This window comes from Dyella kyungheensis, assembly GCF_016905005.1.
In the GTDB taxonomy this organism is placed as follows: Bacteria; Pseudomonadota; Gammaproteobacteria; order Xanthomonadales; family Rhodanobacteraceae; genus Dyella; species Dyella kyungheensis.
In genome coordinates, this window is the sequence record NZ_JADIKC010000002.1 from 62161 (window position 1) to 74513 (window position 12353).

15 protein-coding genes are annotated in these 12353 nt (G+C 54.2%); 8 read left to right on the forward strand and 7 right to left on the reverse strand.

The features are described from left to right. Positions 1-100: 100 nt before the first annotated feature. Positions 101-544, reverse strand: coding sequence for a helix-turn-helix domain-containing protein (locus tag ISP20_RS03455; RefSeq protein WP_204634677.1), 444 nt, complete (start codon positions 542-544; stop codon positions 101-103). Between the two features lie 809 nt (positions 545-1353). Here ISP20_RS03455 and ISP20_RS03460 point away from each other — a divergent pair. The 3 genes from ISP20_RS03460 to ISP20_RS03470 all read left to right on the forward strand — a co-directional run bounded on the left by ISP20_RS03460 (position 1354) and on the right by ISP20_RS03470 (position 4275). Next, positions 1354-2880 carry a HEAT repeat domain-containing protein gene (locus ISP20_RS03460; protein ID WP_204634678.1) on the forward strand — a complete coding sequence of 509 codons (1527 nt, stop codon included), beginning with the start codon at positions 1354-1356 and terminating at the stop codon, positions 2878-2880. Positions 2881-3339: 459 nt separating this feature from the next. After that, positions 3340-3585, forward strand: coding sequence for a helix-turn-helix transcriptional regulator (locus ISP20_RS03465; protein WP_204634679.1), 246 nt, complete (start codon positions 3340-3342; stop codon positions 3583-3585). Between the two features lie 159 nt (positions 3586-3744). Further along, positions 3745-4275 (forward strand): hypothetical protein, encoded by a 531-nt coding sequence (locus tag ISP20_RS03470; RefSeq protein ID WP_204634680.1) that lies wholly within the window; start codon positions 3745-3747, stop codon positions 4273-4275. A gap of 311 nt (positions 4276-4586) precedes the next feature. Here ISP20_RS03470 and ISP20_RS03475 read toward each other — a convergent pair whose 3' ends face one another. Beyond that, on the reverse strand, positions 4587-4829 hold the full coding sequence (locus ISP20_RS03475; protein WP_239535298.1) for a helix-turn-helix domain-containing protein: 243 nt from the start codon (positions 4827-4829) through the stop codon (positions 4587-4589). A 280-nt stretch (positions 4830-5109) separates the two neighbouring features. Here ISP20_RS03475 and ISP20_RS03480 point away from each other — a divergent pair, with 280 nt between their 5' ends. Then, complete coding sequence (locus ISP20_RS03480; protein ID WP_204634682.1) at positions 5110-5589, forward strand: SHOCT domain-containing protein; 480 nt, start codon at positions 5110-5112, stop codon at positions 5587-5589. A 174-nt stretch (positions 5590-5763) separates the two neighbouring features. Next, a complete protein-coding gene (locus ISP20_RS03485; RefSeq protein WP_204634683.1) occupies positions 5764-6297 on the forward strand; it encodes a hypothetical protein in 534 nt (177 codons plus the stop codon). Positions 6298-6364: 67 nt separating this feature from the next. On the opposite strand, the gene ISP20_RS03490 is transcribed toward ISP20_RS03485, so the two are convergent. The 3 genes from ISP20_RS03490 to ISP20_RS03500 form a co-directional block, all read right to left on the reverse strand. Then, positions 6365-6889, reverse strand: coding sequence for a hypothetical protein (locus ISP20_RS03490; protein WP_204634684.1), 525 nt, complete (start codon positions 6887-6889; stop codon positions 6365-6367). Further along, positions 6886-7875 (reverse strand): hypothetical protein, encoded by a 990-nt coding sequence (locus tag ISP20_RS03495; protein WP_204634685.1) that lies wholly within the window; start codon positions 7873-7875, stop codon positions 6886-6888. The genes ISP20_RS03490 and ISP20_RS03495 overlap by 4 nt, the downstream gene beginning before the upstream one ends. A 139-nt stretch (positions 7876-8014) precedes the next feature. After that, positions 8015-8599, reverse strand: a complete 585-nt coding sequence (locus ISP20_RS03500) for a recombinase family protein (RefSeq protein WP_204634686.1) — start codon at positions 8597-8599, stop codon at positions 8015-8017. 147 nt (positions 8600-8746) lie between these two features. Between ISP20_RS03500 and ISP20_RS03505 the strand changes: the two genes are divergently transcribed. The 3 genes from ISP20_RS03505 to ISP20_RS03515 are packed head-to-tail and all read left to right on the forward strand — an operon-like array spanning position 8747 to position 10484. Beyond that, a complete protein-coding gene (locus ISP20_RS03505) occupies positions 8747-9433 on the forward strand; it encodes a dual OB domain-containing protein (protein ID WP_204634687.1) in 687 nt (228 codons plus the stop codon). Beyond that, positions 9430-10050: a DUF488 domain-containing protein gene (locus ISP20_RS03510; protein WP_338030960.1), complete on the forward strand. Its 621-nt coding sequence runs from the start codon at positions 9430-9432 to the stop codon at positions 10048-10050. The genes ISP20_RS03505 and ISP20_RS03510 overlap by 4 nt, the downstream gene beginning before the upstream one ends. Further along, positions 10047-10484, forward strand: a complete 438-nt coding sequence (locus ISP20_RS03515; RefSeq protein ID WP_204634689.1) for a DUF488 domain-containing protein — start codon at positions 10047-10049, stop codon at positions 10482-10484. Before ISP20_RS03510 ends, ISP20_RS03515 begins: the two co-directional genes overlap by 4 nt. Positions 10485-10509: 25 nt before the next feature. On the opposite strand, the gene ISP20_RS03520 is transcribed toward ISP20_RS03515, so the two are convergent. Together ISP20_RS03520 and ISP20_RS03525 are read right to left on the reverse strand one after the other, a co-directional pair. Further along, on the reverse strand, positions 10510-11607 hold the full coding sequence (locus ISP20_RS03520) for a helix-turn-helix domain-containing protein (RefSeq protein ID WP_204634690.1): 1098 nt from the start codon (positions 11605-11607) through the stop codon (positions 10510-10512). After that, positions 11604-12227, reverse strand: coding sequence for a hypothetical protein (locus tag ISP20_RS03525; protein ID WP_204634691.1), 624 nt, complete (start codon positions 12225-12227; stop codon positions 11604-11606). The genes ISP20_RS03520 and ISP20_RS03525 overlap by 4 nt, the downstream gene beginning before the upstream one ends. Positions 12228-12353 lie beyond the last annotated feature (126 nt).

Below are 12353 nucleotides of genomic sequence, written 5' to 3' on the forward strand. Positions count from 1 at the left end.
TTCGCGCCCGAGCGCTCACTTTTCCTCACCGTCGACGACGTGATGCGCATGCCCATGGAACAGAAGCGATCCGCCAATGGAGAGAACTCGTCCTGGCAGGTCAATCGACGAAGGCGTCGGCCACGCGACGAATGAAGTCGGCCGTGCTCTGCGCGCCGAACTTGCGCATGGCGTTCTGTCGATGCTTGCGCACCGTGAGCGGACTGATGCGCAGGCGAGTGGCGATGTCGTCGTTCGACAGGCCCTTGCCCACCAGCTGGCAGATTTCCCGCTCGCGCGAACTGAGCAGGTCGTGGCGGCAACCTTGCGGATCGTCCGCGCGCCGCTCGCCGAGATGGAGAATCGCGTAGCGGACCAGCGCACTGGGATGGCGCATGTCCATCTTCCTGCGCATGTTGGTGCGGTGCTGCCGCACGGTGTGGATGGAAATGCCCAGCGCCGTGGCAATGGCGAGCGAGCTCATGCCACGAGCGATCAGGCGCAGGATCTCCTGCTCGCGCTTGGTCAGCATGGACAGGGGAAAATTGGCTCTGGGCAACATCATGGAATGACGCCGACGACTTCATGGTGGGACTGCCGCCGAACGGCATCGGGCTGGCGATGGATCCCGCGACATGCAAGCGACGATGCGGGAACACGCTCGATGACACCTCATCGCGACGCAGTGTCCGGTCGGTGATCCGACCTCGATATCCATGGTGCTCCGCAGGCTCCCAACGAATTTGTCGGTCCGCATCCGTCTTTTCAAAATCAAACGATGGCTCGAGCGCCGGCAGCCGAGCAGGTGGACGAACGTCCACGCGTTGAAACTAGCAACGATCTGGAGACCGTCATCCGCGCCGGGTAGTAGCCACTGCGCTAGCCACGATGCATTGGAGACACTCGACGCCCGCCTATCGCCCGGGGCGTAGCAAGCCCGTCCGCAGCCGGGTGGTCTGTTTCGCGTGGATCGGGCAGCGATCGAGCACTGGAAACGCGCAGCGTTCGCGTGCCGATGAGGCCAGGAAAAGTATGGAAGCTTGGAGGTGTCCCAGAGACCTGGAGACACATGGTGGTTATGGGTGGAGAGGAAGCATAGCCACCACAGATCACGCCAACCCAGCCTGCGCGGTCGTGAAATCATCGGTGGCCGGGGAAAGTTGAGTCAGAAATTTTCGCTCGGGTAGAGCAGTCCGCCAACCGCTCGCAATCACCGGCATGCCTTTCAACGCTCTCCGGAATCACTATTCCGCCCGCCCTGAATCCGGGCAAGATCAAACATAACCAACTGTCGTTGCCAGAAGCACGCGGCTAGCGCAAGCTGCTCATTGCCTGTTTGGCAGACACGTACCGCTTAAGGATGGCGATCGTTCGATGATATGGGAAAGATTTCTAAGCGGTGGCAGCGACCCCTCCTATCTGGAGACCCTTCTCAACGACTGCTTCCAAACGTTTGCCCTGCCGGTCGATGACTCTGGATTCCGCCAACGGGCCAGTGACTACCTCGCCAGCATGCACGCGTCAAAGCTGATCGATGTGGACGAGCGGCTTAGGAGCTACTACGGATCGCCATATCGACGCTGGCCGGAAGACGCCGTGCCACGAACAACGAGGGCGAAGATCAGCCCTGAGCTGCGCCAGCCACTTTTGTTCTTGGTAGCAGGCCACACCGATGGCCGGATTCGCCAGAAGGTGCTGTGGCTGCTCCCCCAGTTCCCTGGTCGCTTGACCCTTGCCGCTGCACTCATCCGCTGCGCGGACTGGGTGCCTCAGGTCCAGTTTGCTGCTCAAGATGCCGTCGTAAGGCTGCTGGAGCTTTGTTCTGATGACGACATACTCGAAGTCTGGCCGCTGGTAATACGGCTGCGATCCCGCACACGCGTCCCAGGGGAGTGGCTTCATGAGCATGTAGAAAACTGGGTGCTCAAAGAAGCCAAGTGGCCTTTGCTACTTAGGATGCTGGGTAGCGAGAACTCAACGGTCCGCTTGTGGGCTTACGACGCTGCCCTCAATGCCGAGACCCCTCCACCCATCGACGTTCTCGATGCGGCCATCCGTGATCCAAACCCGACGATTGCTCTACATGCGCTCCGCCATGCACAGGCCCATTGCAGCGCCTCTCGCGCCCTCGACCTCGCTAGGCAGGGTTTAAGTGCCGCGCACCCAGTAACTCGGAGGGAGTCCTTGCATGCGATGGCCAAGTCGACCGAGCCGCTATCTTACGACTTGCTCTGTCAGGCCTTGTGTGACCGCTCCGCTGGCGTTCGGTCTCTCTCGGCCTTTCTTCTTCGCGAGAGATTCGCGGAGGACGCTGCCGAGCGTTGGCGCGATGTGCTCGATCACGATGGCGATAGCCCCACTCTTGGCGCTTTGATATCGCTGGCAGATGTCGCCCACGAGCAGGATCTGGTGGCGATGCGCCGGTGGCTGGCGCACCCGAGAAGCGTTGCGCGCATGCACTGCCTCAGAGGCATCCTTAAAGCCAACGGTGAAATCTCAGACCAAGAGTTGGTCCAGCTGATCACGAGCGGTGGCACCCGGGTGCTTAGCCTGCTCACCATCTCAGTGAGACGCGGCTCAATTCGATTTGGGTTGGACCGGGCGACCTACGTCATCCAATCCCTACCAGCGAAGCCGGAGGCTCGGGAGAGTCTTCGGGAGTTCTTTGCCGCACTCGGCCACTGGGATCGGTTGTCGCTAATTTTAAGATTGCAACCCAACAGCGATGATCAACGCTCGCTGTGGCACGACTTCGTGACTGACTGGGTCAAAGTTAGTAATGCTTATGCCCCCCTCGGCCCGACCCGACGATCCGAATTGCTTGCGCTTCTAAAATCCCGCAAAACCGAGTTCAATCCAGAACACTTCAAGGCTGTCGAAGGCGCTGTAGGCCACCATTAGCTGCGGAAATGCTAGGAAGGCTTGCCTCTTCAAGAACATGAAAAGGCATGGTGGTATGGGTGGACTCGCATTATGACTGCTATTGGCCGTTTTATGCGGATCAAAGCAACGCAGTCTTTGATGTTACCCCCAAAGTTACCCCCAACGTAGGTTTGCTTGGTCCTCAAACCAGACATCTCTCAAAACAAAACTCCTACGCCACAACGTGTCATCACGTTGTCCACCCGAGTAACGCATTGCGTTTCGGCCTACCACGCGGAAACCGACCGGATCACGCTTAAAGAACGTCCGTACATCACTGCACAGGGGGATAAAGAGAGAAGACGCAATGCTTTCTTAGCGGCTCACGCTCCTCTTATTTTTGTCGCAAAAATCATATAAGTTATTGATTGATATACACAAAATAAACGCGCATCATGTGCGGCATCCGGCATTTGCGCCGGCAATAAGAGGGCCGCAATGACAATCCAAGACGTAAGCAAAGCCAAACACACAAACAAAGAAGTAATTCGCTTCATTCGTATGCCCGAGCTCAGACATCTGATCGGCCTGTCTCGCTCACAGATTTATAAGATGATCAAAGAAGGGCACTTCCCTTCGCCGATCCACCTGTCCGAAGGAACCGTTGCTTGGTGCCTGCCTGACGTAACGGACTGGATGCACGCAAAGATTACCCGCGCCAATCCAACAGTCCATCGCTGCTAGCGTGCGACCTTCGCATGAATGTCGACGCTGCCTAGCTAGCACCCGAAGCATCAAAATTCTCTGACTCCCGCATCCAAGCCGTGCGGGGAGCAATATTCAGTGAGCAAAATTTTGAAAGTTCGATACATAGTTCATAGGTAGCAACAAAATTGGCTGCCTATGGATATTGAAATGGAAATAGCTACAAGCTCCCGAATCGATACGGATCTACAACGCTCGGCGATCAACTGGCTTCGCGAAGCGAAGGTGAATGCCTTCATCACTTACAGCTTCAGGAAGGAGGTCAGCTTCACCGCAGCGGAAAAGATCTTTGGTACGTACGCCTACGGCCTCAAAAGCGCCTTCTTCGGCAGGAATTCGACTAAGCGCTTCCCCATGGTCCCTATCGTCGAAAAGTACCATCAAGGCGACTCCTACGCTGCCTTGCTTACTCCGGAAGAAGGTATCCACATCCATTGCTTCATGCAGCTACCTGACTACCCATGTAACCACAAGGAGACCATTCGCGAGCTATGGACAAAGTCAGATCAACGCTGTGGAGATCCAGCCGTTTATTGCCCGAAGGATGACGGTTGGTTCGTAGAAATCAAGACAAGTGATGACCAAGATAGATTGATCAACTATGCGCTCAAGACTTGCCAACAAAATACCGACGCTGTTCTTTGGAAGTTTGTGTCGTTCGGACGGTGATTTAAGGGCTAGATCCACTTCACCTGTGACACAGAGGCAGACCAGTTAGCACTGGGGGTGACGCTCCCTCTTGATCTTCTATTGCCAAAAAGTATTGATGCAGTCGATGGATACCATGGGAATCTATGTAGCACAGATCATCATGATGACCATCTTTTATACATGAGATGCGAGCAATGGTTGATCATTGTGTATACACATCTGCAGAAATTGCAGAGTCTCGGAGACCTTAGGCCCGATCAAGTCTGCCGCGAATAGTGCTCTGTATTATGTAATCTATTTCAAGCGCCCACGACCTACCTTTGCAAGCATCATTGCATCGAGATTTTTCGTGCCGATTTGACGCGCTTCTGAGCGTTTTTGCGCTCGATGATGAACTGATCGAGCCAAGCCTTAGGGTCCACTTCTAACGCCTCCAAGACCTCGATCAGTTCAATCGCATCTAGCCTTCTTCCACCTCGCTCCATCTTCGACACAAAGGTCTGGGTATTTCCCAGCCTTGCCGCGAGCTCAATCTGCGTCACGCCTTTGCTCTGGCGAGTCACCTTCAACATGGCTAGCAACAGCTGGTAATGGTTGTGGTGAGTAGACGCAGACATGGATCTTGCCCATAGAGGTCAAGCCACGCTAAAGTCTGCTCTAGAATAGTCCCAATTTGACTAGTCGCTTATAGAATATTGCCTGCAAAGCAGAAGTACCGCCTCAACTGGGGCGATCTTCCCAAGGGTCTATGGGCACATCCGGTCGCTTAGACAGGGGGAGGATGGACGACAAAATCGGTCGACGCTCGCGCTTTATGCCCAGCTCCTGCAAACCGCACATTGAGTGATTTCAATGAATTCAGTAGCAGACGAAATCCTGAAGCTTTCCGACCTCAAGGATCGAGGGCTCCTCACTGAGGATGAATTCCATCAGCAGAAGGCACACCTGCTAAACGGAGGGAGCGGAACAACGGCTCCTGTGGGTAGCCAGCCTTCCAGCGCTTCCAGCGGCGAAAGGGCAACAAGCGAGCCCGAGATCCCCGAACAGATACGGTACAACCTGAAGGGCTACGACAAGTACAGGACAGTCACCTGTCTTGAATGCGGGTACACGGGGCGTATGGGGGTAATGGACACGATCGTGCCTTGGTATCTGACTTACCGAGCGTGTGCGGTCGTGATGATTCTGGCGGCGCTCGTGTGCCTCGTTGTTCCCATGGGATTCTGGGGAGGCTTCATCGTGTTCTCTGTACTCAGCGTACTCAGATGGGAAGCTAAGAAGTACCGGCTTCGCTGCCCGAGCTGCGCCAATACTCTGGTCACCGGAAGCTAGGCCGTTTAGACAGCTCAGAGAGGCATCGGCGCAGCCTGAGGGGAGCCTCGCCGCGGTTCTCGAATTCGAGAACGGACAAAGCAAGTTTGGGTTTCTTTGGGACCGCTATTTTTTCGTCGCACAGGCAAGCCTAAACAGCGATTTCTAGCGTGTGCGCATTCTGAAGGAGTGAGGATGAAGGACCGGACATTGATGTTTGCGCTAGCTGGCACGCTGGTAGCCCTTTCGGGTTGCAGCGGCTCAAGTACATCCACGAGCGATAGCGGCGGAGTAGCCGGGCTACTTCAGAGTAAGGACGAATCCGCCTTCCCTGACGCAAAGACATTTGCTCATCGCTACAACGCCCTTGCCAACGACGACTATAAGATTTCCGAAGTGCAGGAAGTACGGTTCCGTGGCAACCACTATTTCTCGATGCCACTAGCCTTTGATCGCTGGGAAACATTTTCCTACGGCGATTACGACGCTCAAGTGGTTTCGTATGGCCCGACCAAAGGACGGGCGATGGGGGTGGCCTTTCTGACTCAGATTTGCAGCCAGCTCGTTCGTGCGGCCGTTCCTACCGTGTCGAAGCTAGATGCAGACGCGATGGCATCAGCCGCTGTTGTTCGAGGTGATTCAATGACTGTCGGCACAGTGATCATCTCGCCATTTCCTGCCGCCATGATGGTTGGTCACGGCTGCAAGATACGACTTTCTGGTCTCTAGGATTGCCCGCATTGAGCCGAAGGCTAACATTGCGCAGCTGCACTCCCTCCAAGGGAATCGGCTTGGACTACTCACTCCCCCTGAGTTTTTTCAGCGTTTCCTCCCGTGTTTGTGCATCACGGTACTCGCGAATTGCTCTCATGCGGAATTTCGAGTAGTCCATGTGAAGCATGGGTAGGTAGATCATCTCAACGATGGTCACGGCGATCATGATGGCTAGACAGGAGATGGATGCATAGGAGACCCAGAAGTGCGCAGCTGCGTAATTGGCATCTACAGAGGCAACGATCCAGCCACCGACTGTGGCCATTGCGATTAGTGCAATCAACATCCACAGCCTGATGTGGATTGCTCTCACTTTTGGCGTAACTCTGTCGATGATATGCACGGGCATGCCGGATATTTCTGTAAGATCGTGCACCTTGCCGAGAAGGGTCGCGGCGAAGCCGCCCAGAAATACAGCTGGGGCGGTCGCAAACCGAAGGGCCGAGCGAACATTCTCCAAGCCAAGATATCGCACCGATAGCCAAGCAAGCGCAGCGGAAGCGAAGCCGCAAAAAAGCAACGCCAGAATGTTTACGGCTTTTCTCATGCCGGTATTTGCTTGCGCTCGATCAGCTCGCAGAGCCACTCGTGAAGTTTTTGCCAAAGGTCGTCTTCTTTAACCAAGCCACCCTCCGCAAGCACATCTACTATGACGGTTTTATGTATCTTTATCTCATCACCTTTTACGGTGCCCACGCCCTGAACTTCCATGGCAATGTCGTCAGGTGACATATGCCTTGCGGCTGTTGCTAGTGCGTCGAGCATCTTGTGAGTGTCGTCACTCACGGTGCGCTTGCCCTTTACGCGGATCGTGACTTGGACAAAGACATTATCTGAGTCCAGTGCTTCGGTAAGGTTGATCTTGTCAAAAATGTCGGCGCCAAAAAGACCACGGAGGGTATCGAAGCCCTCGCCGCTGGCTTCATACTGCAAGACATGATCCTTGCCGCTTTTCTCAGCGACTGCGACTGGCTTCAACGGTGTCCCAACGGTCACGCCTCGAAGCTTCTTCTGAGCGACTTTTCGCATGACTGCTGTGCTTGGCTGATCCGCCACAGTCACAATGACGTCGTTAGCTAGCACTTGGGACGTCTCGATGAGGAGCCAGTTCAAATATGCCTCAAACTCGCGCGATCCCAGAGACTTCGATTGGGCGAGGAGAACATGATTTCCATGAATGGCAAAAAAACCCATCCCATCAACGAACTCCTTCCTTACGGCAGATGACTGGGTCGCCACTATCGAAGTCAGGTCAAATTCCTTCACCCCTTTACTTATAGTGACAACGGGTTGCTGTTGACCCGCTGTAAAGCTAATGAATTGACCTACCAGCATGTTCAATCGCTTTGCGTAGCGATTGATAACCATACTTTGCCCGCCATCGGTGGTTGGTGCCCGCAGCCTGTCTGTCGGGTCAGCGATCTTCGCTAAAGCGGTCGCCAAAACTGATTGAAGATCTTGCTGTCCAGCGCCCTTGCCATCACTTCCGAACCGAGCGCGTTTGTACCAAACGGTCTTTGTTGTGCGTGCCATTCAACATCCTCGTTCCATTAGATACGTGAGGGAGCACGCGCGATTTTGTCCTGCACTCCCCCCGGAGATTCTGGCCGAACATATCCCAATAGCCGCTCTGAATCACGTTAACCGCATCTTTCCCGCGCCACGCCTGCGCTCATGAGCTAGTACTGGTATCTGGTCCATGAACTCCTAGCGCCCTGTAGATCGTTGCAGGCCCGACGTTGAAGCGCTCAGCCAGCTGCGGAACAGAGAATTTCTCTTCTTCCCGTAGCGTCCTGATCCGGCTGCATTGCTCAGGCGTCAGCGCTCGCTTCCGTCCAAAGGCCACGCCCTTCTGTTTGGCCTTGGCGATTCCGTCTGCCTGCCGCTCCGCTCGGATGTCATTCTCGAACTGGGCAAAGGCACCCAAGAGACTAAACATCAACCGACCTTCGGACGTCTTTGTATCGATGGCCTGATCCAAAACCTTTAGTGCCACCCCTTTCTTGTTAAGGAGCTCGGCAATCTTGGCTAGATCGAGCACCGATCGGGCCATACGGTCTAATTTCGTGATGACTAGGGTGTCCCCCTCGCGAAGAAACACGAGGCATGCTTGAAGCTCTGGCCGGCTATCAGCCTGCTTTCCTGACCGCTTTTCGGCAAAGATCTTCGTGCAGCCGAATGCTTTCAGTTTGTCCTGTTGGATATCTAAGCTTTGCCCAAAGCTGCTGACTCGCGCGTACCCCACAACCTCGCTCATTTATCAAATCTCCTTAGATGATTTGATGTTATCATTATGATATGAGTTTTGATAGGTCGTTGGTCGGCTCTCGGAAGGTATACATTTAGCAACGCCCGGCGCAGCTGGAGCGCCGGATCTCAAGGACAAGGACAGGGGAGATTGCTAATGGTTACTAAAAAGATTTTGTGTCTAGCCAACTCGAAGAAGATGGCCGGACGCTGCATCGCTGGTAGACAGATTGTGAACGGCACGGCGGGGCCATGGATTCGCCCTATCAGCGACCGTCCCACACAAGAAGTCTCAGAGTACGAACGGCAGTACGCCGATGGTACCGACCCTCGGGTACTGGACATCATTAATGTGCCGTTAGTTGAGCATCAACCACACGCATGCCAGACCGAAAATTGGCTTCTAGAGCCGCACGAGTACTGGGAAAAAGTCGGGCAAGCGAGCTGGCTTGAGGCTGAAAATTTCGCTGAGAGCCCGAGGACTCTGTGGCACAACGGCGACCATACAGTTCATGGACTCAACGATAGGGTGGCTACAGCGCTTGCAGATGCGCTACCTCAATCGCTACATCTCATCCGCGTACCGGCTGTTGAGCTAAGGATTTTTGCGCCGGGTGCAAATCGCGGAGTTCCTAAGCGCAAGGTTCAGGCGAAGTTCGCTTACAACGGGGTCAACTACTGGATTTCGGTGACGGACCCGCATCTGGAAAGGCAGTACTTGGCACGAGAGAATGGTACTTACCCGCTTGGTGAGAGCTTGGTCTGCGTAAGTCTGGGAGAACCTTTCGAGGGACATCGCTACAAGCTAGCCGCCGCGATCATTCAAAGAGCACAGGTGCAGTGATAAGTCACGACTCAGGTCTAACGGTTTTAACCGTCGGCCACTCGAATCATCCAATAGAGCGATTCATCGCTCTGTTGAAGCGCAGCAGCGTCACCGCTATTGCAGATGTACGCTCAAGCCCCTTTAGTAGACACAATCCTCAGTTCAATAAGGAACTTTTGTCTGCCGAGCTAGCTCGTGCCGGCATCGTCTACGTGTTCATGGGGAAAGAATTGGGCGCCCGATCGAACGATCCGTCATGTTACGAAGACGGCCGAGTTCAGTACTCGCGGCTAGCAAAGACCTCTCTTTTCAAATCCGGCATCGATCGCGTAGTAGTCGGCGCAAAGAAGTATCGCATCGCGCTCATGTGCGCCGAAAAAGAGCCGCTGGATTGCCATCGCACATTGCTCGTGAGTCGAGCCCTTGAGGCACAATCGGTGTCGATCGTGCACATTTTGTCAAATGGGGGACTAGAAGCTCAAGATGCCACGACGTCTAGACTGCTGGATATGGTTGGATTACCGCAGGAAGATATGTTTAGAACTCGGACTCAATTGCTCGATGAGGCTTACAAATTGCGAGAACAGAAGGTGGCCTACGTCGATGCATCCCTAGCTGAGCAGGTGAACCCTTGAATCTCTTTACAATCGGTTTCACCAAGAAAACCGCAGAATCATTCTTCGGCAAACTCAAGCGATCTGGTGCAAAGCGCGTTGTTGATGTGAGACTAAACAACGTGTCTCAACTGGCCGGCTTCGCGAAACGAAATGACTTGGAGTTCTTCCTCCGGGAAGTCTGTGATATTGGGTACGTACATCTCCCTGAGCTCGCGCCAACGCAGGACATCCTTGACGAGTACAAGAAGAATAAAGGCGACTGGATGGTATACGAGCGAAAATTTCTCGATCTCATGCGCAAGCGTGAGATCGAGAAGCGCATACCTCCAGAGACTCTAGCCGATGGTTGTCTTCTCTGCAGCGAAGATAAGCCACATCACTGCCATCGGAGGCTTGTTGCCGAGTACCTAAAGGAGCACTGGGGAACCATTGATATCAAACATCTTGTTTGACAGTCAGCTCGGACGCACCTGAATTTTAATCAGCCCGAGCGTGAAGCCTAACGACATTGTTCGCAGGCATGGGTTCTTCAGTCATCAGAAGGTTGCCAAGCAATGCCGGAAACACCCGCATTTCACGAGCTACCGCAGAGACCGGAATCCCGTAGTGTTCCTTCATCACTTTCAGACCTTCCGACACAATTTCAGGATCATCTGGCGGTACCAGATGATCTTCTAATTCCTGCAGTGCTTCACCATGACGCTTGAGCCCAATGTAACCTGCTCTTGCCTGATCTTCTGACAAGATGCCCAACTGCCGCCCCCGATAGATGATCGCGGCTTTCGAAACCCCCCAACGCAACTTAAGCGTGGAAAGGCCTTGCCAATTGAGCCTACTGCCGCGAGTAGCGAGTTTGCACTCATTCGCAAACGTCGTGCGCGGCATCAAGAGTGCGCTCGCAAATCGGTTCGCTTGCGTCTCGGTAAGCCGATCTCCAGTCAGGAGACCAACGTGCAAAGCAAAGTGCCCAAGCTCGTGTGCTATGCCAAATCGCTGACGACAACCAGAACGCCCACAGTCGTTCAATGCAATTAGTGGGCGCTTAGTAGCAAACGATATTGCATCAATTTCTGAAGCTAGGCCTTGGACTCGCATTACTACCGCACCCGCATTTTCTGCTATGCGGGTAAGGCTACTTAGAGGGCCACGCCCTAGACCAAGCGAGTCTCGAAAACTCTCTGCCGCACGTTCAATCGCCTCTACAGAGTCCGGCTCATACGAACCCACCGAATAGCTCGGAAGGTCCAAGTGCGCGTCAAGCACACCAACGAGACGTTTCAGCATCTCACCGCGCGCGCGAGCGCTCTGCCGCAGCGCAGCCTTTGTGGTCAACTGGCTTCGAAAGTGGCACTGCTCTTCAGTAATAGGGTTTGCGTCAATCTGACCAAAGAAGTCAGGTAGCACCTGCAAGCGATCTGAGAGGCCGCTCAGTAAGCTGTCGGATACAGCCTCCCCTCCGGTCTCTAACCGGCTCAAAAACTGTTTCGATACTCCGACGTCCTCGCCGAGATCCGAAAGAGATAAATTGTGATACAGGCGAATGAGACGAAGGTTGCTGCCGATAAACTGTGTCATTGCTCTGGATTTGTATCGCCACTAGCTGCTTCTGGCGTCTCTGTGACGGCGGGCGTATCGGGACGCTTTGGTGTCACCTGCGGCTTGCCAACTTCGACGGAGTCGGATTCCGGCACACCTGTCGCGTACAGCACGCGAGTAGAGTCGGAAACCCATTTACACACTAGATCACCAGTGACACTGAAACCGAGAAACTCGACACGTGGCTCACCGATCCCATCAAAGCCCCGGTCAACCACGAAACAAAAACGTCCGGGAGTTCCTTCTTCGACAAACTCTAGAAAGCTGCTCTGATACGGATTGGTCAGCAGAACTGCACCTTTGCTCGGATTCGCCGGATCATCGTTACTGAAACGACACGGCACGCCTCCAATGGTGAACACCAAAGCAAAGGTTGAATTTTCGAGGCCCAACCAAGGGTGATCGCCCGAGACAGCCTCTTGAATGATCCTATTACGCTGACGATCGAAGGTCGTGCATCCACGGCCATAACTGCTGTCGGTAGCACGCGTTAAGTCGTCTTGCGTGTTGTAGAGCTCCTCGAGTAGCCAATTCGCTATCATTTGCAGGCGATCTGAAGAAAGCTTGACGTTGAACGAAGACGGCAGCGGGAAGCTCATACTGTGCAATTCCTTTGATTCGTCAACCCAATGTTCGTGCATTTCTTTCAGATCGTCAACTAGCCACCTTGGCCCAACTGTGAGGGGCGGATACGGCAATGGCAGCTCACAATCACGAGCGCGCCT

Bases quoted from the DNA above. Each gene is read 5' to 3' on its own strand.
- ISP20_RS03455 (WP_204634677.1), bottom strand. From the start codon at position 544: ATGATGTTGCCCAGAGCCAATTTTCCCCTGTCCATGCTGACCAAGCGC.
- ISP20_RS03460 (WP_204634678.1), top strand. From the start codon at position 1,354: ATGATATGGGAAAGATTTCTAAGCGGTGGCAGCGACCCCTCCTATCTG.
- ISP20_RS03465 (WP_204634679.1), top strand. From the start codon at position 3,340: ATGACAATCCAAGACGTAAGCAAAGCCAAACACACAAACAAAGAAGTA.
- ISP20_RS03470 (WP_204634680.1), top strand. From the start codon at position 3,745: ATGGATATTGAAATGGAAATAGCTACAAGCTCCCGAATCGATACGGAT.
- ISP20_RS03475 (WP_239535298.1), bottom strand. From the start codon at position 4,829: ATGTTGAAGGTGACTCGCCAGAGCAAAGGCGTGACGCAGATTGAGCTC.
- ISP20_RS03480 (WP_204634682.1), top strand. From the start codon at position 5,110: ATGAATTCAGTAGCAGACGAAATCCTGAAGCTTTCCGACCTCAAGGAT.
- ISP20_RS03485 (WP_204634683.1), top strand. From the start codon at position 5,764: ATGAAGGACCGGACATTGATGTTTGCGCTAGCTGGCACGCTGGTAGCC.
- ISP20_RS03490 (WP_204634684.1), bottom strand. From the start codon at position 6,889: ATGAGAAAAGCCGTAAACATTCTGGCGTTGCTTTTTTGCGGCTTCGCT.
- ISP20_RS03495 (WP_204634685.1), bottom strand. From the start codon at position 7,875: ATGGCACGCACAACAAAGACCGTTTGGTACAAACGCGCTCGGTTCGGA.
- ISP20_RS03500 (WP_204634686.1), bottom strand. From the start codon at position 8,599: ATGAGCGAGGTTGTGGGGTACGCGCGAGTCAGCAGCTTTGGGCAAAGC.
- ISP20_RS03505 (WP_204634687.1), top strand. From the start codon at position 8,747: ATGGTTACTAAAAAGATTTTGTGTCTAGCCAACTCGAAGAAGATGGCC.
- ISP20_RS03520 (WP_204634690.1), bottom strand. From the start codon at position 11,607: ATGACACAGTTTATCGGCAGCAACCTTCGTCTCATTCGCCTGTATCAC.
- ISP20_RS03525 (WP_204634691.1), bottom strand. From the start codon at position 12,227: ATGAGCTTCCCGCTGCCGTCTTCGTTCAACGTCAAGCTTTCTTCAGAT.